The 23,366-nt window shown below is 69.2% G+C and carries 23 protein-coding genes; 13 read left to right on the top strand and 10 right to left on the bottom strand.

Features of this window, described 5'->3' with window-relative positions:
* Positions 1-60 precede the first annotated feature (60 nt).
* Positions 61-1,059, bottom strand: coding sequence for a TAXI family TRAP transporter solute-binding subunit (locus SAOR_RS05040; protein ID WP_123630483.1), 999 nt, complete (start codon positions 1,057-1,059; stop codon positions 61-63).
* A 267-nt stretch (positions 1,060-1,326) separates the two neighbouring features.
* Here SAOR_RS05040 and SAOR_RS05035 point away from each other — a divergent pair, with 267 nt between their 5' ends.
* Both SAOR_RS05035 and SAOR_RS05030 read left to right on the top strand, forming a co-directional pair.
* Positions 1,327-2,121 carry an SDR family NAD(P)-dependent oxidoreductase gene (locus tag SAOR_RS05035; protein WP_123630482.1) on the top strand — a complete coding sequence of 265 codons (795 nt, stop codon included), beginning with the start codon at positions 1,327-1,329 and terminating at the stop codon, positions 2,119-2,121.
* 400 nt (positions 2,122-2,521) lie between these two features.
* A complete protein-coding gene (locus tag SAOR_RS05030) occupies positions 2,522-3,838 on the top strand; it encodes a DUF2252 domain-containing protein (RefSeq protein WP_123630481.1) in 1,317 nt (438 codons plus the stop codon).
* Positions 3,839-4,224: 386 nt separating this feature from the next.
* On the opposite strand, the gene SAOR_RS05025 is transcribed toward SAOR_RS05030, so the two are convergent.
* Positions 4,225-5,283 (bottom strand): alpha/beta hydrolase, encoded by a 1,059-nt coding sequence (locus SAOR_RS05025; protein WP_123630480.1) that lies wholly within the window; start codon positions 5,281-5,283, stop codon positions 4,225-4,227.
* Positions 5,284-5,678: 395 nt separating this feature from the next.
* Entirely contained in the window at positions 5,679-6,863 is a 1,185-nt protein-coding gene (locus SAOR_RS05020; protein WP_123630479.1) for a magnesium transporter, read from the bottom strand.
* Between the two features lie 200 nt (positions 6,864-7,063).
* Here SAOR_RS05020 and bhcB point away from each other — a divergent pair, with 200 nt between their 5' ends.
* Positions 7,064-8,008, top strand: a complete 945-nt coding sequence (bhcB, locus tag SAOR_RS05015; protein ID WP_123630478.1) for a beta-hydroxyaspartate dehydratase BhcB — start codon at positions 7,064-7,066, stop codon at positions 8,006-8,008.
* Between the two features lie 36 nt (positions 8,009-8,044).
* Here bhcB and SAOR_RS05010 read toward each other — a convergent pair whose 3' ends face one another.
* From SAOR_RS05010 to SAOR_RS05000, 3 genes are all read right to left on the bottom strand, one after another.
* Positions 8,045-8,284 (bottom strand): hypothetical protein, encoded by a 240-nt coding sequence (locus tag SAOR_RS05010; protein ID WP_123630477.1) that lies wholly within the window; start codon positions 8,282-8,284, stop codon positions 8,045-8,047.
* Positions 8,281-8,550 (bottom strand): DksA/TraR family C4-type zinc finger protein, encoded by a 270-nt coding sequence (locus SAOR_RS05005; RefSeq protein WP_123630476.1) that lies wholly within the window; start codon positions 8,548-8,550, stop codon positions 8,281-8,283. Before SAOR_RS05005 ends, SAOR_RS05010 begins: the two co-directional genes overlap by 4 nt.
* A gap of 321 nt (positions 8,551-8,871) precedes the next feature.
* Complete coding sequence (locus SAOR_RS05000) at positions 8,872-9,378, bottom strand: retropepsin-like aspartic protease family protein (RefSeq protein WP_123630475.1); 507 nt, start codon at positions 9,376-9,378, stop codon at positions 8,872-8,874.
* A gap of 415 nt (positions 9,379-9,793) precedes the next feature.
* On the opposite strand from SAOR_RS05000, the gene SAOR_RS04995 reads away from it, so the two are divergent.
* Together SAOR_RS04995 and SAOR_RS17385 are read left to right on the top strand one after the other, a co-directional pair.
* Entirely contained in the window at positions 9,794-11,032 is a 1,239-nt protein-coding gene (locus SAOR_RS04995) for an MFS transporter (RefSeq protein ID WP_123630474.1), read from the top strand.
* Positions 11,033-11,101: 69 nt separating this feature from the next.
* Complete coding sequence (locus SAOR_RS17385; RefSeq protein WP_425472095.1) at positions 11,102-11,590, top strand: DUF4442 domain-containing protein; 489 nt, start codon at positions 11,102-11,104, stop codon at positions 11,588-11,590.
* Here the strand turns inward: SAOR_RS17385 and SAOR_RS04990 are convergent.
* Positions 11,518-12,387 carry a TraB/GumN family protein gene (locus SAOR_RS04990; RefSeq protein ID WP_185015559.1) on the bottom strand — a complete coding sequence of 290 codons (870 nt, stop codon included), beginning with the start codon at positions 12,385-12,387 and terminating at the stop codon, positions 11,518-11,520. The genes SAOR_RS17385 and SAOR_RS04990 overlap by 73 nt on opposite strands.
* Before the next feature lie 261 nt (positions 12,388-12,648).
* On the opposite strand from SAOR_RS04990, the gene SAOR_RS04985 reads away from it, so the two are divergent.
* The 4 genes from SAOR_RS04985 to SAOR_RS04970 all read left to right on the top strand — a co-directional run bounded on the left by SAOR_RS04985 (position 12,649) and on the right by SAOR_RS04970 (position 15,717).
* Complete coding sequence (locus SAOR_RS04985) at positions 12,649-13,830, top strand: MFS transporter (RefSeq protein WP_123630472.1); 1,182 nt, start codon at positions 12,649-12,651, stop codon at positions 13,828-13,830.
* A gap of 186 nt (positions 13,831-14,016) precedes the next feature.
* The gene (locus SAOR_RS04980) at positions 14,017-14,697 is read left to right on the top strand and encodes an OmpA family protein (RefSeq protein ID WP_221179878.1); all 681 of its coding nucleotides are present in this window, start codon (positions 14,017-14,019) and stop codon (positions 14,695-14,697) included.
* A gap of 174 nt (positions 14,698-14,871) precedes the next feature.
* Positions 14,872-15,303, top strand: coding sequence for a CBS domain-containing protein (locus tag SAOR_RS04975; protein WP_123630471.1), 432 nt, complete (start codon positions 14,872-14,874; stop codon positions 15,301-15,303).
* A gap of 108 nt (positions 15,304-15,411) precedes the next feature.
* Positions 15,412-15,717: a hypothetical protein gene (locus SAOR_RS04970; protein ID WP_123630470.1), complete on the top strand. Its 306-nt coding sequence runs from the start codon at positions 15,412-15,414 to the stop codon at positions 15,715-15,717.
* A 305-nt stretch (positions 15,718-16,022) separates the two neighbouring features.
* Here the strand turns inward: SAOR_RS04970 and htpX are convergent, their stop codons facing one another.
* Both htpX and SAOR_RS04960 read right to left on the bottom strand, forming a co-directional pair.
* A complete protein-coding gene (htpX, locus tag SAOR_RS04965) occupies positions 16,023-16,892 on the bottom strand; it encodes a zinc metalloprotease HtpX (RefSeq protein ID WP_123630469.1) in 870 nt (289 codons plus the stop codon).
* Between the two features lie 65 nt (positions 16,893-16,957).
* The gene (locus SAOR_RS04960; RefSeq protein WP_123630468.1) at positions 16,958-17,551 is read right to left on the bottom strand and encodes a DUF421 domain-containing protein; all 594 of its coding nucleotides are present in this window, start codon (positions 17,549-17,551) and stop codon (positions 16,958-16,960) included.
* Positions 17,552-17,749: 198 nt separating this feature from the next.
* Between SAOR_RS04960 and SAOR_RS04955 the strand changes: the two genes are divergently transcribed.
* The 3 genes from SAOR_RS04955 (at position 17,750) to SAOR_RS04945 (ending at position 21,003) form a co-directional block, all read left to right on the top strand.
* Positions 17,750-18,376 carry a DUF6655 family protein gene (locus SAOR_RS04955; protein ID WP_123630467.1) on the top strand — a complete coding sequence of 209 codons (627 nt, stop codon included), beginning with the start codon at positions 17,750-17,752 and terminating at the stop codon, positions 18,374-18,376.
* A 498-nt stretch (positions 18,377-18,874) separates the two neighbouring features.
* Complete coding sequence (locus tag SAOR_RS04950) at positions 18,875-20,104, top strand: EAL domain-containing protein (protein WP_123630466.1); 1,230 nt, start codon at positions 18,875-18,877, stop codon at positions 20,102-20,104.
* Positions 20,105-20,211: 107 nt separating this feature from the next.
* Positions 20,212-21,003 carry an OBAP family protein gene (locus SAOR_RS04945; protein ID WP_123591159.1) on the top strand — a complete coding sequence of 264 codons (792 nt, stop codon included), beginning with the start codon at positions 20,212-20,214 and terminating at the stop codon, positions 21,001-21,003.
* Positions 21,004-21,116: 113 nt separating this feature from the next.
* On the opposite strand, the gene SAOR_RS04940 is transcribed toward SAOR_RS04945, so the two are convergent.
* Positions 21,117-21,866, bottom strand: coding sequence for an MBL fold metallo-hydrolase (locus tag SAOR_RS04940; RefSeq protein ID WP_123630465.1), 750 nt, complete (start codon positions 21,864-21,866; stop codon positions 21,117-21,119).
* A 262-nt stretch (positions 21,867-22,128) separates the two neighbouring features.
* On the opposite strand from SAOR_RS04940, the gene SAOR_RS04935 reads away from it, so the two are divergent.
* The gene (locus tag SAOR_RS04935) at positions 22,129-22,542 is read left to right on the top strand and encodes a hypothetical protein (RefSeq protein ID WP_123630464.1); all 414 of its coding nucleotides are present in this window, start codon (positions 22,129-22,131) and stop codon (positions 22,540-22,542) included.
* Positions 22,543-23,366 lie beyond the last annotated feature (824 nt).

Raw genomic sequence — 23,366 nt, 5'->3', positions numbered from 1 at the left:
AAGAGCCCCGGCCGTGACGGTCGGGGCTCAGCGTGCGAACCGGTGTCACGCCACCGGGGCTCAGGAGGGCGGCATCAGGCTGTCCTTGACCTCGATGCCCTGCTCCTCGAAGAACCGGACGGCCCCCGCATGCAGCGGGATCGACATGCCCTCCAGCGCCGATTCCAGCGTGAAGTACTTCTTCAGGTTCGGATTCGGAATATCGTTGTAGAACGCGTCCTTGTGGTCGGCGAACACTGTCTTCATGAACTGATAGACGACGTCTTCGGAGACATCCGACGACGTCACGAGCGAAGCCTTCAGCGTGATCGAGGTCACGTCGTCGTCGATGCCCGGGTAGGTGCCACCCGGAATCGTGATCTCGGTATAGAACGGGTACTTCTCGTTCAACGCCTCGATCCGCTCCGAGGGAATGGATACCAGCTCGATCGGCGCGGTCTGGGCGGCTTCCGTGATCGCCGAGGCGCCGAGGCCGACGGTGTAGAACATGGCGTCGATCTGACCGTCGCGCAGCAGCCCCACCGCGCTGCCGGAACTGCCGCGCACCGGCGCCTTGAGATCATCGAGGCTCATGTCGAAGGCGCCAAGGACGTTCTTGACGTCCTGTTCCGTGCCCGAACCGATGTCACCGACGTAGACGCGCTTGCCCTTGAGATCGGACAGGCTGTCGATGTCGGCGTCCTCGCGCGCCAGCACCTGGATCGTCTCCGGGTACAGCACGGCCATGCCGCGGAGATTGTCGACCGGCTTGCCGTCGAAGGCCTCGACGCCGCGGCCCTTGTAGGCGTAGTAGGCGATGTTGTTCTGGCTGATGCCCATCTGCAGCTGGCCCTCGCCCACGGCCCGGCAGTTGAACACCGACGCGCCGGTCGAGCGCGCGTTGGCGCGGATGTCGATGTCCGCCTCGTTGACGATCTTGGCCATGCCGACCGCGGTCGGATAATAGAGGCCGCTGGTCGAGCCCGAGCCGATGGTGACGAAGGTCTTGGCCGAAGCCAGCGGCGCGACGCCGAGCACCAGCGCGGCCGCCAGCAGGGTATGTACAAGTTTGAAACGCATCGTGAGATCCCCCGGAGTGTCGTGGGCCCGCGGCGGATGCGCCGCGAGCGATCGGTTCGAGTCTAGAACAAGCACCGGAAAACCGAAACCGGCGGGCAGTCGCGCGGATTCCGGCCGCCGAACCGTCGCGCGTGGCCGCATCCAGGGCCAGGCGGCCACGCGCCGGCCTCGCGCGGCCCGAGGCGTGGAACACCGCTTGAGGCTCGCACCTGGCGCATCACGGCATTCGTCCCCATGATTGCCGGATCATCTTTCGTGGAGCATGCAATGCATATCGATCTGAACGGCAAGACCGCACTCGTGACCGGCTCGACCGGCGGCATCGGCCTGGCCATCGCCAAGGGGCTGGCGACGGCCGGGGCGACGGTGATCGTCAACGGCCGCGCACAGGAGCGCGTCGATGCCGCCCTGGCCGACCTGAAGCAGACCGTGCCGGAGGCCGACGCCCGCGGGGCCGCCGCCGATCTGGGCAGCGCCGAGGGCTGCGACGCGCTGGTCGCGGCCGAGCCGCGCGTGGACATTCTGGTCAATAACGTCGGGCTGTTCGGCCCCCACGATTTCTACGACATTCCCGACGAGGAATGGCAGCGCTTCTTCGACGTCAACGTGATGTCGGGCGTGCGCCTGTCGCGCGCCTACACGCCGGCCATGGTCGAGGCCGGCTGGGGCCGGGTGATCTTCATCTCCTCCGAATCCGGTCTGAACATCCCCGCCGACATGATCCACTACGGCTTTTCCAAGACCGCCAATCTCTCGGTCTCCCGCGGGCTCGCCAAGCGGCTGGCCGGCACCGGCGTCACCGTCAACGCCGTGCTGCCGGGCCCGACGCTGTCCGAGGGCGTGCAGTCGATGCTGGCCGACAGCCAGGCGGAGTCGGGCCGGTCGATCGAGGCGGTCGCCGCGGATTTCGTCAAGAAGGAGCGGCCGAGCTCGATCATCCAGCGCGCGGCCACGGTGGACGAGGTCGCCAACATGGTGGTCTACGCCGCCTCGCCCCAGGCCTCGGCGACGACCGGCGCGGCGCTGCGCGTCGACGGCGGCGTGGTCGACACCATCGCCTGAGGACCGGCGAACGCCGGCGCCCCGGGCACGGGGGCGCCGGCGGCCGTCGCCGATCGGGCGCTTTCGGGTGGCGCCATCGACGGGCGGAGTGAGCGCCGCGACGTACGCTCCACCGGCTCGTGGCCACGCCCGGATCCCGCTGCCCTGGCCGGACCCGCGGCCACGTCGGCCCGTGCGGTCTCGGCGTGCCGCCGCCCGCGCACCCGAGCACACGCCCTCGAAACGAAAAAGCGCCGGTTCGTTCCACGGCCGTCAGACGCTCGGCTGCATGACTGGACGCACTCGCTGCATCCACCACACGATTCAAGTATCGTGATTACCGAGCCATTCCGGCAGCTCGCCTGCCCACGCGCGTTCGCGCACGCGCCGGAACACGCCCCATGCCACAGGACACGCTTTCATGACGTTTCATTTCATGCGGCCCGCGCGCAGCGAACTCGTGCTCGACGAGCTCCGTACCCAGAATCGCCACCTGTCCGATGCGGATCGCGAGCGCAAGTACCGCAAGATGGAACGCACGCCCTACCGCTTCTTCCGCGGCACCAACCACCTGTTCTGGCGCGACGTCTGGCAGGACTGGCGCATCTATATGTTCGGCGGCCTGCGGGACACCCAGACCTGGCTGCAGGGCGACGCCCACGTCTACAACCACGGCGCCTACGGCGATGATCGACAGGGCGTGCACTACGGCATGGACGACTTCGACGACGCGGTCATCGGCGACTATCAGTACGACCTGTGGCGCCATGCCGCGAGCATGGTGCTCGACGCCGAGGAAAACGCGGGCCTGTCCGCCGGGCAGGCCCGCCGCGCCATCCGTCATCTGCTGGGCGTGTATCTGGACACGCTGGCCGCCTACACCGCCGGCACGGGCCCGGAGGACATCCACGTCACCTACATCAACAAGCCCCTCGGGCCCTTCATGCAAAAGGTGCTCGACAAGCGGGGGCCGAAGCGCTATCTGGCGAAGTGGACGGTGGTCGAGGACGGCGAGCGCCGCTTCAATCTGGACACGAAGAAAATGGGCGCCGTGTCCGCGGCCGAGCGCAGCCAGCTGCTCAAGGCGCTGCGCGAACAATATCCCGAGACGCTGCGCAACGGCGGCCGGGAACTCTCCGCCGCGCATCTGCGCGTCAAGGACGTCGCCCGACGTCTGAACGCCGGCACCGGCTCCCTCGGCCTGTCGCGCTACTACGCGTTGATCGCCGGCGCCAGCGACCGCCTCGAGGACGACCTCATCCTCGACATCAAACAGCAGACGCCGCCGCCGGCCTACCGCGTGATGAACGCCCGCGAGAAACGCCTGTGGCGGCGCAGCTTCGATCACGAGGCGCACCGTCACGCGCTGGCCTTCCAGGCACTGGCCAATCATCCGGACGAGTACATCGGCTGGCTGACGCTCGACGATACCGTCTTCTCCGTGCGCGAACGCTCGCCCTACAAGAAGGATTTCCCGACCCACAAAATCCGCGACTTCAAGCAGTATCGGCGACTGGCGCGTCAGTGGGGCCGGATCATGGCCCGGGAACATCTCCAGGGCGCCGAGGCCCTGCGGCCGGACGATCCGGCCTATTTTTCGCGCGCGGTGCTCGACCGCTGCGACACGCGCCGCGAGTCGTTCAAGCAGATGATCGTGGACCTGGCCTTCACCTACGCCGACTGCGTGCGTCGGGACCACGCGGTGTTCGTCGCCGAACGCGCGGCCGAATCCGGCTGAATCACGGCCGTTCGGCACCCCGCGCAACGCGAGCCGCGTGGCCGCCGATTCCGGCCGCCTAGACGTGGGCGGCGACGGAGGCTATCGGGCCGCATCGCGGGAGCACAGCCTCGCCGACCCTGCTGCGCCGCGCGCCCGTGAGCCTGCTCGGCCCGCAGCGTGGTTGGCTCGGATTCGAGAGCCGCATCGCGCGACACGGTTGGATAGTGTACTGATCCGGACGGTCGGCGCACGTCGAACGATATCCACGCTCGATAGGCCCGAGCCGCAATCCCGCATGGCCCACGCTCGTATCGCCACGTGGCGCGGCCGAGGCCGCGGGCGGCGACAACTCGAACGTTGCGAGGGACCCCCGGCCCCGCCCGCACGGCCCGCATCGACCGCATCTAGTCGCTGTCGAGGAACAGCTGCGTCTCCGCGTACAGCTGGGGCGCGTGCTTCTCGAGATTGAGGAAATGGGTGCCGTCGCCGATCACCACGTAACGCTTGATCGACGCACCGAGCGCCGCGTACAGCCCGCGCGCGTCGGCGTCCGTGGCCGTCGGATCGTCATCGCCCCGTATGACCAGCGTCGGCACCTCGATCTTCGAGGCGTCGTAGACCGCACGGCCGTTGAATATCTCCCACAGATCCACCAGAACGCCGTTCGGCGCCTTGATGACGTCGTCCTCGGCTTCGCCCGGCGCCATGTCGATCATCGCGTCGTACCAGCGAGAGAAGACCGCCGGATCGCGCCACGCGGCCGGATCGTCGGCGTCGATCTGTGCGGCCCAGCGCTCGTCGGCCTGCGTCCGGGTGACGGTGCGATAGGCACCGACGTCGGCCAGCTTCGACGGCGCTTCGGGATCGGCGAGTTTTTCCGTCCAGGCCGGATTGTCGTGCCGGTAGACCGGCGCATAGAGAACGAGGCGGTCGATCCGGTCACCGTGCCGGGCGGTGAACATGCCGCCGGTGACCGTGCCCCAGGACCAGCCAACGAGATCCACGCGCTCATCGCCGCTGTCCTTGCGGATGAAGTCGATGACGTCGCCCATGTCGGAGATGACATCCTCGGCACGGGCGAACGGCGGATTGTCCTCGGCGGGCGCCTGCATCGCCGCCGGCCGCGTGGAACGGCCGTAACCGCGCTGGTCCATCGCGTAGACGCGATAGCCCGCCTCCGCCAGCCGTGCCATCCAACTGGGTCCGTCGGCCAGCGCCGTGTCGAAGGTATGGCCGGGATAGGTCGCCCCATGGACGAAAAGCACCGCCTCGCCGTTGGCCGCTGCGTCGTCCGCCGGGGCGCGTTCACGCACGTGCAGTCGCACGTCAGCGTCGGCGCTGCTCTGAATCATATGCGTGGTCGAGGTCGTGGCCGCATGCGCGGGCGCGGTCAAGGCCAGCGCCGTCATCGCGGACAGCAGACACCGACGCAGATGCAGACGTCGGATAGCGATATCGGTCATGGGATCTCCCCGTGCGGACGTGCAGATCGACGCTAGCAGCACGCCGTCGTCGCGCCCATGCGACTTACGTCACACGTCCGCCGGACCGGAGCGGCCGGCCAGCGGCAAGCGATGCGCGGGTAGCGCGATACCGCCGACCCTGCGAACGCAATGCCGCGCAGCGGCGAATCCGGAACCGCGCACGGCGGAGCTGACCTGCGACCCGCGTGCCCGCAGGCGCGGCGCGTCCCGCCCCACCAGGCGGCGACACCACCTAGCTTGGATACCGCCGCGAGCCCGCGTGAAGTCCCACGGCAGCGCGACCTCGGCAACCGTCGGCGCGATCTCGCCCGGACGCGTGGCCCACCGGCAGCGATGTCACGGACGATGGCGTGTCATACCCTCGCCCGCGTTCGTCACAGCAGCACCCAGCTGGCCAGGAACAGCATCAGACCCATGCCGAGAATATCGGTGAATGTGGTCAGAAAGATGCTGCTGGCCATGGCCGGATCGGCGCCGAAGCGCTTGAGTGTGAGCGGCACGACCACGCCGAAGATGCCGCTGCCGGTGCAGGCGCCGAGCATGGCGACCAGAATCACCACGCCGAGCATGACCGCGTTCGCCTCGCCCGACATCGAGGCATAGAGCCACATGGCGACACCGGCGACGATGCCGACCACGAAGCCGTTGAGCGCGCCCAGCAGAATCTCCTTGCGCAGCAGCTTGCCCACGGGGTATTCGTCCAGCTGACCGAGCGTGAGCCCGCGCAGGGTGATCGCCAGCGCCTGACAGCCGGTATTGCCGCTCTGACCGGCGAGCACCGGCAGGAACGCCGCCAGGGCCACGATCTGAGTGATCGTATCCTCGAACATGCCGACCACGAAGGCGGCGACGAAGGCCGTGAGCAGGTTCACCTGAAGCCACGGATGGCGCATTCGGAACGCGCTGAGAATCGGTGTGGTGACCTGTTCCTCGCGCGACACACCGACCTGGGCGCCGGCCTGGCCGGAGACCTCGACGACCACGCGTTCGAACAGCTGCCAGCCGCGCACGCTGCCGAGCAGACGCCCCTCGTCGTCGACCACCGGGTAGACCGGATAATGCCGGGCGAGTGCGGCGCGCACCGCGGCATCGATATCGGTGCCACTCTTGAATGCGAACGGCTCGCCGACCATGATTTCCGCCAGACGCTGACCGGGCTTGGCCAGGACGATATCGCGCATGCCGACCACGCCCACCAGCCGGCCGGCGTCGACCACGAAGATGTAGGTGATCTCGGCCACCGACTCGCTGGCGACCAGGAACGCCACGGCCTCGGCCGCGGTCTTCGTCGACTCGAGAATCGCCGGCGCCGGCACCACCAACTCGTCGATACGCGCATCGATATCCGAGGCGGCGGCCTGCGTACTGGCGCCGGCCGCCTGCTCTTTCGCCGCGCCGGACAACTGCGCGGCCACGGCCAGCGCCTCCTCGTGCGGCATCTGCGCCAGCAGCGCGCGGATCTCTTCGGGCGATCGGCCGCTGAGCGTGCGCGCCGCGTCCGCCGGCGTCTGGCCGTCGATGTCCTCGCTCGCGGGCGACATCCTCGATGGGTCGTTCATGAAATCCTCGGGCAGCGCGCTGCCGGTGCATGGGCGATAAGCCATTATTAGAGCGCCCGAGTCCAGCAATTCAAGCGCGATGTGATGGCACGCAACCGGCGCCCTGCCGCAGGCGGTCCGCGCGTGATCGATAGCCCCGCCTCCACCCGAGGCGCGACGGCTCGGGCAGAATGGCGCGGCCGATCGCATTCGAGTTCGCCATGACCCCGCCCACGTTCGACGACGTCCGCCGCGCCCGGGAACGGATCGCGACCTGGACCCACCATACGCCGGTACTCACCAGTGCGACCTTCGATGCGATGAGCGGCGCGCGGCTGTTCTTCAAATGCGAGAACCTCCAGAAGGCCGGCGCATTCAAATCTCGCGGCGCGGTCAACGCGGTCTTCGGGCTGAGCGATGCCGAGGCCGCGCACGGCGTGGCCACCCACTCCAGCGGCAATCACGGCATGGCACTTGCGCGCGCGGCGGCCTGCCGCGGCATCGAGGCCACGGTGGTCATGCCCGACACCGCACCACGGGCCAAGATCGAGGCGGTGCGCGGCTACGGCGGGCACATCGTGTTCTGCGAGCCGCGCAACGCGGCACGCCAGGACACACTCGACGCCGTGGTGGCCGACAGCGGCGCCAACGTCGTGCCGCCCTACGACGACGCCCGTGTGATCGCCGGTCAGGGCAGCTGTGCGGCGGAACTGCTGGAGGATGTGGCCGATCTTGACATCGTCATCGCGCCGATCGGCGGCGGCGGACTGATCAGCGGCACCGTGCTGAGCTGCCGCGCGCTGTCGCCGGCGACCCGCGTGATCGCCGCAGAACCCGCCAACGCCGACGACGCTCGGCGCTCGCTCGATGCCGGCCGACGCCTGATCGAGGACGCGCCGGATACCATCGCCGACGGCCTCAAGGCCTCGCTCGGCGAGCTGACCTGGCAATTCGTTTCCCGGGAGGTCGACGACATACTGCTCGCCGAGGAAGACGAGATCGTCGCGGCCATGCGGCTGATCTGGCAGCGCATGAAGCTCGTCGTGGAACCGTCCTGCGCGGTCCCGCTGGCGACCATCCTGCGCCATGCCGAAGTCTTCGCCGGGCGTCGCGTCGGTGTGATCCTGACCGGCGGCAACGTCGATCTCGACCGGCTGCCCTGGTAGGCGTGCGACGGTGAGCGCGCGCTCACGCGCGGGCGCTCATTCCTCGACCCGGGCGCCGTCGGCGTCGAGCGCTACCGTGTAGTCGGTGCCGGCGATGAGCGGTACGTCGGCCTCGTTGGCCTCGGCCACGTTGACGACCACTCGCCCGCCCGGCGCCGCCTGTCCGCCATGGGCCTCGGCGACGCGGCAGGCCGCGACCTCGGGACTGTCGGCATCGATCAGGTGCTCCTCGCCGTCGATCTCGCAGACGAATCGCATCAACGGCAGATCAGTCATCGAAGCTGGCTGTCCTTGCTCGCCCGACGGTTGAAGCCGGAGCTGTCGCGCGACTCGGCGTCGGCCGCCTCCTGACAGGCCACGCACAGGCGCACGCCCGGGATCGCCTCGCGCCGGCGTTCGGGAATCGCATCGCCGCATTCCTCGCACTCGCTCAGGCTCTCGCCGGTCTGCCCCAGCCGGCTGCGTGCCAGTTCCACGCCTTCCGCGACGGTGCTGTCGATCTGTTCCTGTACCGCGCCTTCGCGCGCCCAGCCGGTCGCCATGGTCTCGCTCCGGTTCGTTCCAGTCGTTCAGCATTACCCAAGCCGAAGCCTGTTTCAAGCGCCGCACAGGGGCGGGCTCGGGCCCGAAGCGCTGCCCGAGCCGGTGCCTGCATTGCCGCGGCGCCCGAGGCAGCGACACGGCCGCGCGACCGCGGCGACCGCGGCGACCGCACGGCGCGATCCGGAGCCGCTGCCCGGGGCGCGCGTCGAGCGGTCACGTCGTTCGGCCCGGGCTTTTGCAGCCCATATCCCGGCGGCCTCGACAGCCTTCGCCCCGGTCGCGGCCGGCGTTGCGAGCGTCGTCTGGGACCGGGCCTGCCCTCAGGCGTCACCCGGCGCCTGCAGGATCAGCCGCCCGTTCTCCTGGCGCAGATCCACATGCCGCAGGAAGGTCATGCCCAGCAGCACGAAGTCCGCGTCCATCGACGGATTGATCGAACCGCGCACGTCGCGCACGGCCAGGCCGCCGATCTCGATCCGGTCGAGCGTCGTGGCATAGGCGCGCACGGTCCCGGCCGCGGTCTGGACGCGCATACCCGGCCCGCGCTCCAGGCCGAGACGGTCGGCGATATGACCGGGCACGGCGACGTGGCTCGCGCCGGTATCCACGAGCAGCTGCACCGATTGGCCGTTGATTTCGCCGGGCACCCGATAATGGCCGCCCGGGCCGGCCTCCAGCACCAACCGCGCCGGCGCGCCGGCGCCGGTCACGAGGCCGCTGTTGGGCCGGGCGCGCCGATCGAGCAGCGTATCGAACCCCCACCACAGCAGCAGGAGCAGCGCGAACACGGCAATCATGGGCCGCAGGGCGCGTAAGGCGTCGGACATGGAAATGCAACCGGTGGAGACCGCGCCACTCTAGCGCCTGTCACCACTTCACACGACCCCACGCCAAGCGCTTCCTGACAATCGACCATGGGCGGCAAGACGGGACGTCGTGCGCGCCGCGCGGTCACTCTGCGCCCGCGTGCGACAACGCGGGATGGCCGCATCTTGTTCATTTCATGGGCGCTTGGCCCGAAGCGCTGGTCCTCCCATGAACAATCGACCAGGGGCGCTCTGCGGCGTTGCCAGTCTAGATCGTGGCGAACTCGGATCGTCGACTCGCGCCTTGTAGAACACGATTTGCGGTCCCCAACGCGGTGTTCGCATGAGGTGTTAACAGGCCCTACGCAATTGCGGCCGGGGCCGGGCGGCCGGTGCAGGTGCTAGGCTTTCGTCCTTGCCCGGCCACCGACACCGCATGCGCCGCCGCTGGACGACCCTGCCCCGCGATACCCGTCTGCTTCTGGCTGCGCGCGCGGCGCGAAGCGTCGGCCAGGGTGCGCTGATCGTCGCCTTCGCGCTCTATCTGGACGCACTCGGCTGGTCGGCGCCGGCGATCGGGGCGCTGTTCACGGCCGGCCTGCTGATCGATACCGCGCTGATCGTCGCCCTGGGCCCGGCCAGTGACCGTCTGGGCCGCCGCGGCTTTCTGCTCGCCTACGAGGCGGCACAGGCCGCGGCGGCGGTCACCGCCCTGTGCACGGCCGCGCCCGCCGCACTCGCGATCGCCGCCGTGGTGGGCGGCTTCGGGCGCGGCGCCAACGGCAGCAGCGGCCCCTTCGCACCGATCGAGCTGTCATGGCTGTCGCAGGCCCTCCCCCGGCGCGAGCGCGGCCGCGTGTACAGCCTGAACATGGCCATCGGGTTCTCGGGCATGGGCATCGGCGCGCTGCTCGGGGCCGGCCCGGCCCTGCTGGGCGAGCTGCTGCCGGGCCCTCTGGCCTACCGACCCCTGTTCGCGCTGGTGCTGGCCGGCTCGCTCGTCTGTCTGGTCCTGATCGCGCTCGCGCGTGACGCACCGGCAGCGGCGCTACAAGCTACAACAGCGAGAACGGCCGCGGACGCAGAAGCCGACCGCGCGACCCGGCGAAGCGAGAACGCGCTCATGCGCTGGCTGTTCGGCGTCAACGCGCTCAACGGCATCGCCATCGGCCTGGTCGGGCCGTTGATGACCTACTGGTTCGCGGTGCGTTTCGGGCGCGGACCGGCCGACATCGGCCCGGTCATGGCGCTCGCCTATGGTGTCACCGCGGTCTCGTCGCTGTTCGCCGGCCGGCTGGTGGATCGGATCGGCGTGGTCCGTGCTGTGGTCTGGATGCGCAGTCTGGGGCTCGCGATCCTGCTCGTGCTGCCGCTGGTGCCGAGCTTCTGGATGGCCGCCGCACTGCACGTCGCGCGTTCGGCGCTCAACCGTGGCACCGCCGGGGCCCGGCAGGCGCTGACCGTGAGCCTCGTGCGCCCGCACCGGCGCGGCGCCGCCGTCAGCACCGGCAGCGTGGCCATCCAGCTGCCGCGGGCTATCGGCCCCCTGTTCGCGGGTCTGCTGTTCGGCGGCGGCATGCTCGCGGCCCCGTTCTACATCGCCGCCGGTTTCTTCGGCGCCTATATCTACGCCTATCAGCGGGTGTTTTCCGCCCACGATCCGACCCGGGGCTAGCCGGACCGAACGGCTTATAAGCACGTAATAATCAGCTTCGGATCGGGATCGTGACGACAGCTGACAGGGATGTGGTTCGTCTCGGACGTCACCTGTCCGGCAGACCGGGCGGTCGGCGCCTGTTCTGAGGCCGCGGTGCCTGCGCGCACCCTACGTCGACGCGGCGCCGTAACGCGTGCCCATATCGATGCGCAAGCGCCGGCGGCGGCACAACCCCGTCCGGGCCATGCATGCCATCGCCCTCTGCAATCCGCCGAGGCCGCGGCCGGCGTGCTCACCGAAGCCACGGTCCCGGCCCCGCATCGCTGGAGACCGAAAGGGATGACGTTGGACGATCGCGCCAGGACGGGCTCCGATCCGACCGCGACGCCCGGCCGGTCATGGCGTGGAGGGGGGCTTAGACGGGCCGCGGGCGTCGCGGTGATCGACAGATCGGGCCACTATCGCCACGCGGGTCTAACGCCGCGCCGCCGCCGAGAGCGGCGTCACTCCACGCGGGTGACCGTGTGTCCGCTCGCGCGCAGCCGCTCGACCAGACCACGCGGGCCGACGAGATGAACCGCGCCCACCAGCACGAGGGCGTTGCCGGATCGCGAGAGCAGGCGCTCTATGGTCGGCAGCCAGGCCTCGTTGCGATCGTAGATCAGGCGGTCGTAGAGCGCCGGGTAGGCGTCGGCCTGTTCGGCGACGGAGGCCGCCAGCCCTGCCGCGTCGCCGTTGCGCCAGTAGGCATAGATGTCGGCCGGCGCCTGTGCGAGTTCGTCGGCGCTGTCGAGGGTTATGGCGAGCTGGTCGCGCGACAGCGATGCCGGCATGTCGGTGACGATGGCGAGGTGCGCGTCGATGGCCTGCAGCGGCTGGACCGGGCGGGCGTCGGCGAGCGCGCGTTCGTGGAAATGGCCGTCGAGGCCGAGGTCCGGGCGAAAGCCGGCCGCCCGGTAGGACTGCATCTCGATCGCCATGGCCACGAACCAGGGCCGATAGCCGTCCAGCCGCCGCATCGACAGCCCCTGATCGCGCGCCACGGCCCGCGTGCGCCGATACAACTCCTCGCCGACGTGCGAGCGCAGGTCGCCCGCGTCGTAGCGGGCGGCCGCCAGCAGGGCGTCGCGCGCCTGCGGCCGCTGAAGCGCCGCCTGATCGGCCTCCAGCACGAGCCGTTCAGACGCCTCATAGGCGCGTTCGTAGGGCGGCGGCAGCGGATACGCCCGCGGCGGCAGCATGTGCATCGAGCCGGCGAGATACACATGGTTCTCGGCACCTTCGACCCGCCAGACCAGACCAACCGGGCTGGCGAGCGCGGATCCGGTGGTCAGCCAGATTACGGCGAGTAGAGCGATTCCGGCGCAGCGCATGGCCAGCCCAGTGTGTCGTGGTGCCCTCATCATCGCTGCCCGCGGCGTGCGCGTCACCCCGGCGGCGATGCCGACCCATGCCGCGGCGTCACGACCGCATTTACCGCAACGCAACAATGGCCGGGCTAGACTGGACGGCCGGCCGGGGTGCGCATCGATGCGCCCCCGTCGCGGCGATCGTGCCGTGCTCGCACAGGCCGGCGCCGCGCCCCGCCGAATCGATCGCGCCACTCCCAGTTCGCTCCCGCCGAGCCCTGCGCCATGTCCCAGACGCCCACCAATCCGCTTTTCGTGCTCATCGCCCTGGCAACCGGCGGCTTCGCCATCGGAACGACCGAATTCGCGACGATGAGCCTGCTGCCGTTCATTCAGGCCAGTCTGGATATCGATCCGTCCACGGCGAGTCACATCATCAGCGCCTACGCCCTCGGGGTCGTCTTCGGCGCGCCGGTGATCACCGTGCTGGGCGCGCGCATGGCCCGCAAGCCGCTCCTGCTCATCCTCATGCTGCTGTTCGCAGCCGGCAACGCGCTGAGCGCGCTGGCGCCGAACTACGGCTGGCTGGTGTGCTTCCGCTTTCTCAGCGGCCTGCCGCACGGCGCGTATTTCGGTCTGGCCTCGCTTGTGGCCGCAGACGTGGTCGCGCCGGCGCGCCGGACGCAGGCGGTCGGCTACGTGATGCTCGGCCTGACCGCCGCGACCATCGTCGGCGTGCCGCTGGCGACCTGGCTGGGCGGGCTTGCCGGCTGGCGGCCCGGCTACTGGGTCATCGCCGCTCTGGCGCTGCTCGCCGCGGCCCTGATTCTGCTGTTCGCACCGCACGATCGGGCTGCGGCCCAGGCCAGTCCCCTGCGCGAGCTGGGCGCGCTGGCGCGGCCGGCCGTCTGGCTGACGCTGGCGATCGGTGCGATCGGCTTCGGCGGCATGTTCTCTGTCTACACCTATCTCACCGCTACGCTCGACGCTGTCACCGGTGTCGGCCAGCGCTGGATGCCGCCCGTGCTCGCGATCTTCGGCGTCGGCATGACGCTGGGCAATATCGTGCTGCCCCGGCTGGCCGATCGCGCGCTCATGCCCACCGCCGGCGGGCTGCTGGTATGGAGCGCGCTGGCACTGGCGGCGTTTCCGTTGGTCGCCGGCAACGTCTGGCTGCTGAGTGTCGACGTGTTCTGCATCGGCATCGGCGGCGCGCTCGGCACCGTGCTGCAGACCCGGCTGATGGATGTCGCCGGCGACGCCCAGAATCTCGCCGCCGCGCTCAACCACGTGGCCTTCAACACCGCGAACGCGCTCGGCCCCTGGCTGGCCGGTCTGGCGCTGGCGGCCGGCTTCGGCCTGCGCTCGACGGGCATCGTCGGCTGCGTGCTCGCGCTCGGCGGCCTGGCGATCTGGGCGATCGCATGGCGGGCCGGCCGCCGCCCCGGACCGATCGCGCCCGACTGACCCGGACCGAAGCGCGGCCGCGCCCATCCCGACGATTGCCGCGACCCTACGAAACATGGTATTCGATCGTGTGCTGCCCTCGGGCAGAACGACACGAAAAACAAGAGAGGGAACATCGGACGCCGGCGGATCTATCGCGCGGCGGCCGCTCTCGACGAACAACAAGCGATAAAGGGAGAACGAGCGATGAAAACCATTTTCGACTGGCGCGGCCTGGCCCTGGCGGCGACGGCGGCGATCGCACTCGCCGGCTGTACCGCCGCACCGCCTTCCGCAGATGCCGACAACGACGGCGGCGCCTATGTCGTCGACCCGGACGGCAACGTCTACAAGGATGCCGAGGGCAACTGTTGGCAGACGCCCAACGCGCCCAAGAAGGAAATGCGGGCCGAGTGCGGCGACCAGATCGCCCAGACCGACGGCGATTCGGACGGCGACGGGGTACCCGACAGCCGCGACGAATGCCCGGGCACCCCGCGCGGGGTGGAAGTCGATGCCCGCGGCTGCCCGATCGAGAAGCAGTCGCCGATCGTGCTCAAGGGCGTGACCTTCGAGTTCGATTCGTCGAATCTGACGATGTCCGCCGAGAACCGCCTCGACAACGTCGTCGACGCGCTGGAGGCCAGTCCCGACGTGCGGTTCCGCATCGACGGCCACACCGACAGCATCGGTTCCGAGTCCTACAACCTCGACCTGTCGCAGCGCCGCGTGGAATCGGTGCGCACGTATCTGATGGATGCCGGCATCGACACGCGCCGCATCACGGCGACCGAAGGCCACGGCGAGTCCGAGCCGGTGGCGACCAACGAGACCGCCGCCGGGCGCGCCCAGAACCGGCGCGTGGAACTCAGCGTCGTTTCCGACTAGATCCGGTGTGACCGACGCACCCGGGGCCCGGACGAGCCTCGGGTGCGCTCGGAGATCGTGCCCCGAACGCCGCCGATACGCGCGCAGCGCTGTCCCGTCCGGTGGGCCGCGCTATACCGTCGGGCGCGGACCTTCTAGACTCGAGCCGACAACCGAACTGCGCTGGAGAGATAAATGAAACGGGTCAGGGATCTGCTGCGGGAGAAGGACACCGACATGTGGTCGGTGGCCCCGGACGACACGGTCTACGACGCCATCAAGCTCATGGCCGACAAGAACATCGGCGCCGTCCTGGTGCTCGACGGCGGGCGGTTGGTCGGCCTGCTGTCCGAGCGCGACTACGCGCGCAAGATCACCCTCGAGAACCGGCGGTCCCGCGAGACCGCGGTCCGCGACGTCATGACCACGCACGTCGCCTACGCGGAGCCTTCGGAAACCCTCGAGGAATGCATGGCCCTGATGACCGACAAGCGCTTCCGCCATCTGCCGGTCATGGAGGACGACACGCTGATCGGAGTCTTGTCCATCGGCGACCTCGTCAAGGCCGTGATTGCTGAACAGCGCTTTCTCATCAAACAGCTCGAGCACTACATCAGCGGCGGCTGAAGCCCGTCAGCGGGCAGCTCGCCGCTGGCGGCCGGCGGCCGCGCCGCATCGCGCCGGCGCACGCCGACGTAACCGCCCGGACGGACGCCGATATCGCGGGAGGTCCCAATGCGCTACCGAGGCCGCACGAGCCTGATCCTGATCCTGTCGCTCGCCGGCGTCGTGACGGCGCCGGCGCTGGCCGCCGGGTTGAACGACCACCGCACGCCCGCCGGGCGCGCGGGGTCGGACAGCCTCGATCGCGGCCTGGATTCGCGCAGCCGGCAGCGCGACAACCTGTCCCGGCAGCTGGAGCAGAACCGCGAGCGACTCGACAGCGCATCGGAGGCGCGCCGGCTGGACCGCAACGCCGACGATCTGAGTGAGCGTCTGCGCCGAGAACGCCGGAACGCGACCGGCGCGGGGCCGTATTAGACCGTCGACTGCATCCGAGCCCGCGCCGACACTGTTGCGCACCCGGACGAAGCGTTGTGGCAGCGCCCCGCTCGCCCGCTTGCGGCAAGGCTCGGTTGCCGCGTCCAGCGAATTTTACGGGGCGTCTGGTCCGTCGACGGGCGGTCGATGAGTCATCCGCCACGACCGCCCTGTCGCCCCGCACATTCCGATCGGCAGCCCTCGCAATCCGAGCCGCACCGCGCTGAACGCGACATGCGGCGTCCAGCGCGGCGTTCGAACGACATGCTGACCAAACAGCCACCGGCTTCGTCAGCCGGCCGCGGCTACATCCGCGCCCGCGTGCCCGGGGCCATCGACTCCAGGCGACGGACCCGCTCCTCCGTGGCCGGATGGGTCGAGAACAGCTTCGACACGCTCGCCCCGCTCAGCGGGTTGACGATGAACAGATGCGCGCTGGCCGGGTTACGCTCGGCCGACTGCATCGGCTGGGCGTGATTGGCCTGTTCCAGCTTGCGCAGCGCGCTGGCCAGGCCCCGCGGGCTACCCGCGATTTCGGCGCCCCCCGCGTCGGCGGCATATTCACGCGAACGCGATACGGCCAGCTGGATCAGCGTCGCGGCGATCGGCGCCAGGATCATCATCGCCAGGCCGCCCAGCATGCCGCCGCCCTGATTGTCGTTGCCGCGAAAACCGCCGAACAGCATGGCCCACTGCGCCATGTTGGCGATCATGGCGATCGCGCCGGCGAAGGTCGCCGCGATCGCGCTGATCAGCGTATCCCGGTGACGCACATGCGCCAGCTCGTGCGCGAGCACGCCGCGCAGTTCCTCGCGGTTCATCAACCGCATCAGGCCCGTGGTGGCCGCAACCGCGGCGTGCGTCGGATTGCGACCGGTGGCGAACGCGTTGGGCGTGGCCGATTCCATCAGGTAGACCTTCGGCATCGGCAGACCGGCGCGCTGCGATAGCTCTCGGACGATGCCGTGCAGCTCCGGCGCTTCGTCGGCGCCCGCCTCGCGCGCACCGTGCATCTTCAGCACCAGACGGTCGGAGAACCAGTAGCTGCCGAAGTTCATCGCCACGGCGAAGCCCAGTGCGATGACCATGCCGCCGGTGCCGCCGAGCGCGTTGCCGACCAGCACGAGAAGCACGGTCAACCCGGCCAGCAGGAAGGTCGTGCGCAGTGCATTCATCGAGATGCCCTCTCTGATAACGAGCCCATCGCTCAACCTCTTAAATGGCGTCGGCGCGTCCGGAATCAAGCGCTGCGCGACGTCTGTCGACGGGCGTCGAAGGTCGGCTGTTCGGCGAGCACGCCGGCCAGCAGTTCACGACCGCGCACGCCCGAGAACAGGTCCGGGTCCACCGATTCGCGCCGTTCGATGACCGCCACGTCGCCGGTCGTCTCCATGACCACCGCCAGCACCTGACTCGGATGGGTGACACCGGCCAGCCGAAGCTTGGCGCGCAGGTCGTCCCGGGTGACCCGGGCCATGGTGAGATGATCGTCGAGGATGCGCTCGCCGACCATGAGCAGGAGCGGCTCGTTGTCGATCAGCCGGGCGAAAGCCGGCCAGGAGCGCCGCAGCCGCGCGATCGTATACTGAATGCCGTACAGCACCGCCAGTCCCACGATGCCGGTGACCAGCGGCGGCTTGTCGTTGAGCAGCGTCGATGCGATCACCGAACCGAGCGCGACCGTGATGGCGAAGTCGAACCCCGACATCTTGGAAAAGCTGCGCAGGCCCACCAACCGGGTGAACAGCATCAGCGCGGCGTAGATGACCAGGCCCGACACGACCACGCCGATAAGCGATCCGAGGTCGCCGGCGAGCCAGCTGGATTGGTTCATGGGCGGACACGGCGACGGAGGAAATGATACGCGGCACGATGCCTGCCGCCCGGCGAGCCGGCAATCCGTAGCACCCGCGCTGCGACAGCGCCGAACCCACGGTCGATCCGGCGCGGCGGGGCGATCCCTGCCACCGCCGACCGCGCCCTGCCGCGCGTATTTGCTAGTGTGGCACCCAACCACGCACGAGAAACGCCCATGATCCGCTATCCGCTGCTCCTCCTGGCCATTGCCGTCCTCCTCGGCGGCTGCACGACCCTCCGCGAGACCGAACCCGGCCAGACGGCACGCCACCAGCTGCTGTTGTCCACCGCGGCCGACGAAGCCAGCCAGCGGATCTCGCCCAATCTGCCGGCGGGCACGTCCGTGTTCGTCAACACCGACCACTTCGGCTCGTCGGACGACTATCAGTCCAGCTATGCCATCGGCGCGATCCGGGCGGCGATTCTCAAGCAGGGATACAACCTCGCAGCCAGCGCCGACGAGGCCGACACCATCGCCGAGGTCAGCAGCGGCGCGCTGTCGATCGATCGCCGCGAACGACTCCTCGGCGTTCCGAGCGCTTCCGTGCCCATCCCGCTGGCCGGGCCGTTCAAAACCCCCGAGATCTCGTTCTGGAAGAGCAAGGAGCGCACCGGCGTGGCCAAGTTCCGGCTGACCTTCTACGACGCCGAGACCGGCGCGCTGCAGGACGCCAGCGATCCGGTCTACGGGTTCTCGCACTTCGACCGCTCGTCGATCCTGTTCTTCGGCAGCACGGACAGCAATCTCATGCCGCCGGAGGTCGAGGAACGCCGCGAGAGCAACGCCGGGACCCAGGACTGAGTCACCGCTTCCGGACCTGTCCGGCGATTCGTCGCCGGGCGCCGGAGCGGGCGCCGCGGCCTGCTGCCCGCGTCGACACTCGACTCGGCCTGAATCGCGCCGGCCACCCGCACGCCGAGGCGACCGGCCGCCTTACTGAGAGGGGGCGGTAACGGACACCGTCGATACGGTCTTCCGGCGTCGCGGCCCGCATCGGTCATAGGCCCCGGTATCCGCGTTCGTAGCGGCCATCGCAGCCGCCACGTTGCCGCAAACGCCCGGCACGACTTGGCTGCGAATGATCGCGATGCTTGCATCGGCATGCGTCGAAGCTGAATATGGCTTTCAGTTCGGGCCCGCCCCGCCGATAGCGATTGCACGGGGTTCCGAGTACCAGTGGAGGCGCGCCATGCCGACATATGACTGCATCCACCGATCCGGCCAGCGCGCCCCGCTACCGACAGCGGAGCGCCTTGCGCCGGTGAGAACGATGCGGGCAGACGGCATCATGGCCGGCCGATGAGCTCGTCCGATGTCAGCCGGCAGCGTGTCGCACCGCACACGGCGACCTTCGGCGCCTATCGCCTACACAGCGTCTTCCAGACGATCTTCAGTCTCAGCCATCGCCGCGCGGTAGGCTTCGAAGCCCTCGTGCGGCCGCAGCTGGGCGCAAAGATCCCGGTGAGCCCGGCCGGACTGTTCGGCTGGGCGTCCGATCACGGCGAGCTGCGGGCCCTCGATGCCGCCTGCCAGCGCCTCCATGTGCGCAATTTCGCCGCGATCGCGCCGCCGGCACGCTGGCTGTTTCTCAACGTCGACGCGCAGACCATCACGAGCCGTGGCTTCGACGACGGCCTGCTCGCGGGCATCCTCGAACAGGCCTCGCTGGGCCCCCATCGGCTGGTCATCGAGATACTCGAAGGCCGCATCCGCGACGAGGGCCTGCTGCTGGAGGCGGTGGATTATTTCCGCTCTCTCGGCGCGCTGGTCGCGCTCGACGATTTCGGCACCGGGCACTCGAATTTCGATCGGGTATGGCGGCTGGCCCCGGACATCATCAAGCTCGACGGTTCCCTGATGGCCCAGGCCGAGGCCCACCACAGCGACCGGCTGCGACGCATACTGCCGAACCTGGTCGCGCTCATGCACGAGGCCGGCAGCTTCGTGCTGGCCGAAGGGGTCGAAACCCACGATCAGGGCCTGATCGCGCTCGACGCCGATATCGATTTCGTCCAGGGCTTTCACTTCGGTTATCCCACCGGCGCAATCAACGCCGAGGAAACGGCCGAGGCAACGGCGGCACTGGCCGCGCTGACCCAAAACTTCGCCGAGACCGCCAGCCAGGAGCAGCAGGCGAGCCGTCAGTCGCTGGCGCCCCATCTGGACGTCTTTCGGGCCGTCGCCGAAGCCATCGAGCAGGGCACCGGTTTCGACGACGCCGTCGCTTCGCTGCTGGCGCTGCCGCGTACGGCACGCGTTTATCTGCTCAACGAATGGGGCGAGGAGATCGGGCACTACCGCGGCGTCGAGGACCGGGACGCGCGCGCCCGGCGTTTCGACCCCGTGGCCGATACCAGCGGCGGCACCTGGTTCCGCCGCGGCTATTTCCGCAGCGCCGTCAACGAGCCGCGTCGCGTGCAAATCTCGCGGCCCTACCGCTCGAGCACGGGCACCGCACTCTGCGTCACGCTCTCGGTCTGCAGCCCGGACACGCCCCACCGCGTCTTCTGCTGCGACGTGATGTGCTGAGCCGGTCTCGGGAGTTTTCCTGAGAGACAGCCCCGCGCGGGCGACCCACACTGCGACTTGATGCGGCGTTCCCGTCGCACGCGCGTTCCGACGCCAATGGAGGTCCCATGTCACGACGCAGCAAACCGATCGCCCGCCGGTCCCAGCCCGACTCGGGCCTGGCCGCCCTCGGTCTCGGCCTGGCCACCGGCGTGGCCGCCGCGGCCGGCCTGATGCTCGGCCGCCGCGCCAGCGGCAACGGTGTGCCCGGGCGCGGGCATCCGCTCAAGCACCGCCTGCTCGACAGCGCTTCCGGCGCACTGCAACGCAAGATCCCGCTGGAGTCGATGAACACCTATCTCAACGGCTTCCACATGTACGCCGACGACATGGGTCGGCAGGTCGAGGCCACGCATTTCTGCATCCACCTCGAGCCGGATCTGCACCAGTGCGTGATATTCGACTCCAATCGCGCGGACGCGCGTCTGATCGGCATCGAATACATCATCAGCGCCGAGCGCTACCAGCGCCTGCCGGCCGAGGAGAAGCGGCTCTGGCACAGCCATCACTACGAGATCAAATCCGGGCAGCTGGTCGCACCCGGGATCCCCAAAATGGCCGAACACGCCTATTTCGAGGACCTGATCACGACCTACGGCAAGACCTTCCACACCTGGCAGATCGATCGCGACGATTTTCCCTACGGCGTACCGCAGCTGATGATGGCCTTCACAGAGGACGGCCAGGTGGATCCCGACCGGGTCGAGGCCCGCGATCAGCGTCTGGGCGTTTCGACGCCCGAATGCCGGGCGCACCGTGCCGATATCCCCACCCCGAACGTGGACCCGCACGCCAACTGCTGGGAGTGCGGCCAGAGCGTGCAGACGCGGATCGAACAGGTCGATTTCCGCCGCAAGTAGCCTCGCCGTCGTTGCCCGCGGGGCGGCCATCCGCCGCCCCGCGGGCGAGCGCGCCGGGATGGACGCGGCCGGGCCGCGCCTCTACGAGCGGCCCGAACGGCCCGGCGCTGCCCCTATTCCGGATACCAGTCGCCGAGGCGCACCTCGACGGCGTCGGTCCGCTCGTTGACCTGGCGCTTGAAGTCGGCCACGTCCTGACCGCGGTAGTGATACGGATAGACGATGGCCGGCTCGAAATCGGCCACCGCATCGGCCGCCTGGTCCACATCCATGGTGTAGGGCAGATTCATGCAGACGAAGGCGAGATCGATATCCTCGAGGGCGCGCATCGCCGGGATGCCCTCGGTGTCGCCGGAAATGTAGACGCGCTTGTCGGCGAGCGTCAGCACGTAGCCGTTGCCCCAGCCCTTCGGATGATAGGCGTCCTCCGAGGGCGGCAGGTTGTAGGCCGGCATCGCCCGGACCTCCATGCCGGCCACGGAGAGCGTATCGCCGTTGGCCATGATCCGCTGGTCGGCACCGAAGTCGCCGTCGATCTCGTCGGCCACCGACTGCGGCATGATGACGGTCGCCCCATCCAGATCGAGTCCGGCCAGCGTCTCGGTGTCCAGATGATCGCCGTGCGGATGAGTGAGCAACAGCACGTCCGCGGCGCCGTGCTCGGCGTAGGCCGAGACCGGCCCGACCGGATCGACGTAGATCGTGCGATCGTTCCACTCCATGACGAAGCTCGCATGCTCGACCGGATGCAGCTGGACCGGGCCGGCCCGCGTGTCGAGCGCCGGCTCGGCGGCCGCGGCCGACATCGCGAGGGCGCAGGCGAGAAAAATCAAGGCGTGCACTGACAGCAGGGGCGTCTTCATGGCGGCTCGGTGAATCGGACTCTGTCCGCAACATAGCATGCGCTCCGAGTGAACAATGCGGCCCGCGGCTTCCGCGTGGCGACAGCTTGGGGCGTGGTGGCGCACGGCCCCGCCGTGCGATCGACCCGCACGCCGGCCACATTGAAGTACCTGCGGCCGGCCTGCATTGCACCGAAACGCCGAATCGGCGATGTTGTCGAGGCGTCGGCGCCCCATCCGAACCGCGGCGCCAACGCCACGCAACAAAGTCCGGGAGATTGCCATGTATCGACTCGCACCGCTCATCGCCGCCGGCGCGCTCGCGGCTGGCGCCGCCGCGTCGGTTCACGCCGCCGAAACGGAGGCGGACGCCGCCGGCGACACCATCTCGCTGCAGACGCTGTTCGAGCGGCTGGACAGCGACGACGACGGCACGCTGACCCGCGCCGAGGCCGAGGCCAATCCGCGCGTGGCCGAGATCTACGACTCGCTGGACACTCGGGAGAACATCGAGAACCCGTCGACCAACGCGCCGGCCGAGGGCATCAACTTCAATCAGTTCGAAGCCGGCATGACCGCCGATCGCGAAGGCAAGGGCACGGTCGGCCCCGCTGCCTCCGGCGGCGAGACGTATCTCGTCTACCCCGACGGTTCGCGGGAGCGAATCGACGACAGCGGCATCGATTCGAGCGACTAGCGTCTGCATGCCGCGGCGGCGGATGCCGCGACCGATCGGCGAGCCGCGCCGGAATCGGCCGACGTCTCGACACGCGTGACAGGGGCGCCGTAACGGACAGGCCGGCGGAACAACGGGGGGCCGCGACCCTCGGCTCCCCTCGGCACGAATGCCGGGGCTTGACCACATCGCCGGACGCTGCCCCGACGCGCGGCCGGCAGCGGCTACAGTCCGCTCCTGTCGCCATGACAGCCGCCCACGCGCGAGGCGGCTCGGCCGGTCGCACAGCCGGTCGAGCGCCGAATCACGCGCCGGGCGGCCGGCATACGACTGCACATCGGCGACGAGCGGCGAGCTGCGGCCAATACAGCCCCACGCCTGAAGCGCGTCCCCTGCCGCGACGGGCGGCCGGCGAAAGCCGGCCGTGCGCGCCATCGACCACGCCGATACGAGCACGCCCGTCCGGCACGGCGCTCCCCGACGCGTTCCGGACATGCACTCGCCCATGGCGGTCGCCCGCATCCGCGTGGTGTCGGCCCGAACGACACCCGAACGGGGCGCCCACCGATCAACGCCGAGGGCTGAGCGTCGGTTTCACCATGATCTCGCGATCGACCCGGGCCGTTCCGGTGTCGATAAACATGACACCCCTGTCACTTCTCAGCCCCACCCACGCCGCGAATACGGGCCTTTGTCGCATCGGCCCGCTTCTTGCTGGGAATGCCCGAACACGGATTCGCGATCCGCTTTCCGGAAGACCGACGGCACCGTAGCGAAACGACGCCGCGCGACGGCGCGACGGCGCGACGGAGCAACGGCGATCAAGGGTGCACAACCGCAATAGC

The sequence above is a fragment of the Salinisphaera orenii subsp. orenii MK-B5 genome (assembly GCF_003788635.1).
GTDB lineage: Bacteria > Pseudomonadota > Gammaproteobacteria > Nevskiales > Salinisphaeraceae > Salinisphaera > Salinisphaera orenii.
The sequence above is the reverse complement of the archived record's forward strand: the minus strand, read 5'-3'. Positions and strand labels throughout refer to the sequence as shown.

Bases quoted from the DNA above. Each gene is read 5' to 3' on its own strand.
- SAOR_RS04970 (WP_123630470.1), top strand. From the start codon at position 15,412: ATGCGCTACCGAGGCCGCACGAGCCTGATCCTGATCCTGTCGCTCGCC.
- SAOR_RS17385 (WP_425472095.1), top strand. From the start codon at position 11,102: ATGTGGTTCGTCTCGGACGTCACCTGTCCGGCAGACCGGGCGGTCGGC.
- SAOR_RS04990 (WP_185015559.1), bottom strand. From the start codon at position 12,387: ATGCGCTGCGCCGGAATCGCTCTACTCGCCGTAATCTGGCTGACCACC.
- SAOR_RS05000 (WP_123630475.1), bottom strand. From the start codon at position 9,378: ATGTCCGACGCCTTACGCGCCCTGCGGCCCATGATTGCCGTGTTCGCG.
- SAOR_RS05020 (WP_123630479.1), bottom strand. From the start codon at position 6,863: ATGAACGACCCATCGAGGATGTCGCCCGCGAGCGAGGACATCGACGGC.
- SAOR_RS04980 (WP_221179878.1), top strand. From the start codon at position 14,017: ATGAAAACCATTTTCGACTGGCGCGGCCTGGCCCTGGCGGCGACGGCG.
- SAOR_RS05010 (WP_123630477.1), bottom strand. From the start codon at position 8,284: ATGACTGATCTGCCGTTGATGCGATTCGTCTGCGAGATCGACGGCGAG.
- SAOR_RS05035 (WP_123630482.1), top strand. From the start codon at position 1,327: ATGCATATCGATCTGAACGGCAAGACCGCACTCGTGACCGGCTCGACC.
- SAOR_RS05040 (WP_123630483.1), bottom strand. From the start codon at position 1,059: ATGCGTTTCAAACTTGTACATACCCTGCTGGCGGCCGCGCTGGTGCTC.
- SAOR_RS04950 (WP_123630466.1), top strand. From the start codon at position 18,875: ATGAGCTCGTCCGATGTCAGCCGGCAGCGTGTCGCACCGCACACGGCG.
- SAOR_RS04960 (WP_123630468.1), bottom strand. From the start codon at position 17,551: ATGAACCAATCCAGCTGGCTCGCCGGCGACCTCGGATCGCTTATCGGC.
- SAOR_RS05030 (WP_123630481.1), top strand. From the start codon at position 2,522: ATGACGTTTCATTTCATGCGGCCCGCGCGCAGCGAACTCGTGCTCGAC.
- htpX (WP_123630469.1), bottom strand. From the start codon at position 16,892: ATGAATGCACTGCGCACGACCTTCCTGCTGGCCGGGTTGACCGTGCTT.
- SAOR_RS05005 (WP_123630476.1), bottom strand. From the start codon at position 8,550: ATGGCGACCGGCTGGGCGCGCGAAGGCGCGGTACAGGAACAGATCGAC.
- SAOR_RS04995 (WP_123630474.1), top strand. From the start codon at position 9,794: ATGCGCCGCCGCTGGACGACCCTGCCCCGCGATACCCGTCTGCTTCTG.
- SAOR_RS04975 (WP_123630471.1), top strand. From the start codon at position 14,872: ATGAAACGGGTCAGGGATCTGCTGCGGGAGAAGGACACCGACATGTGG.
- bhcB (WP_123630478.1), top strand. From the start codon at position 7,064: ATGACCCCGCCCACGTTCGACGACGTCCGCCGCGCCCGGGAACGGATC.
- SAOR_RS04935 (WP_123630464.1), top strand. From the start codon at position 22,129: ATGTATCGACTCGCACCGCTCATCGCCGCCGGCGCGCTCGCGGCTGGC.
- SAOR_RS04955 (WP_123630467.1), top strand. From the start codon at position 17,750: ATGATCCGCTATCCGCTGCTCCTCCTGGCCATTGCCGTCCTCCTCGGC.
- SAOR_RS05025 (WP_123630480.1), bottom strand. From the start codon at position 5,283: ATGACCGATATCGCTATCCGACGTCTGCATCTGCGTCGGTGTCTGCTG.
- SAOR_RS04985 (WP_123630472.1), top strand. From the start codon at position 12,649: ATGTCCCAGACGCCCACCAATCCGCTTTTCGTGCTCATCGCCCTGGCA.
- SAOR_RS04945 (WP_123591159.1), top strand. From the start codon at position 20,212: ATGTCACGACGCAGCAAACCGATCGCCCGCCGGTCCCAGCCCGACTCG.
- SAOR_RS04940 (WP_123630465.1), bottom strand. From the start codon at position 21,866: ATGAAGACGCCCCTGCTGTCAGTGCACGCCTTGATTTTTCTCGCCTGC.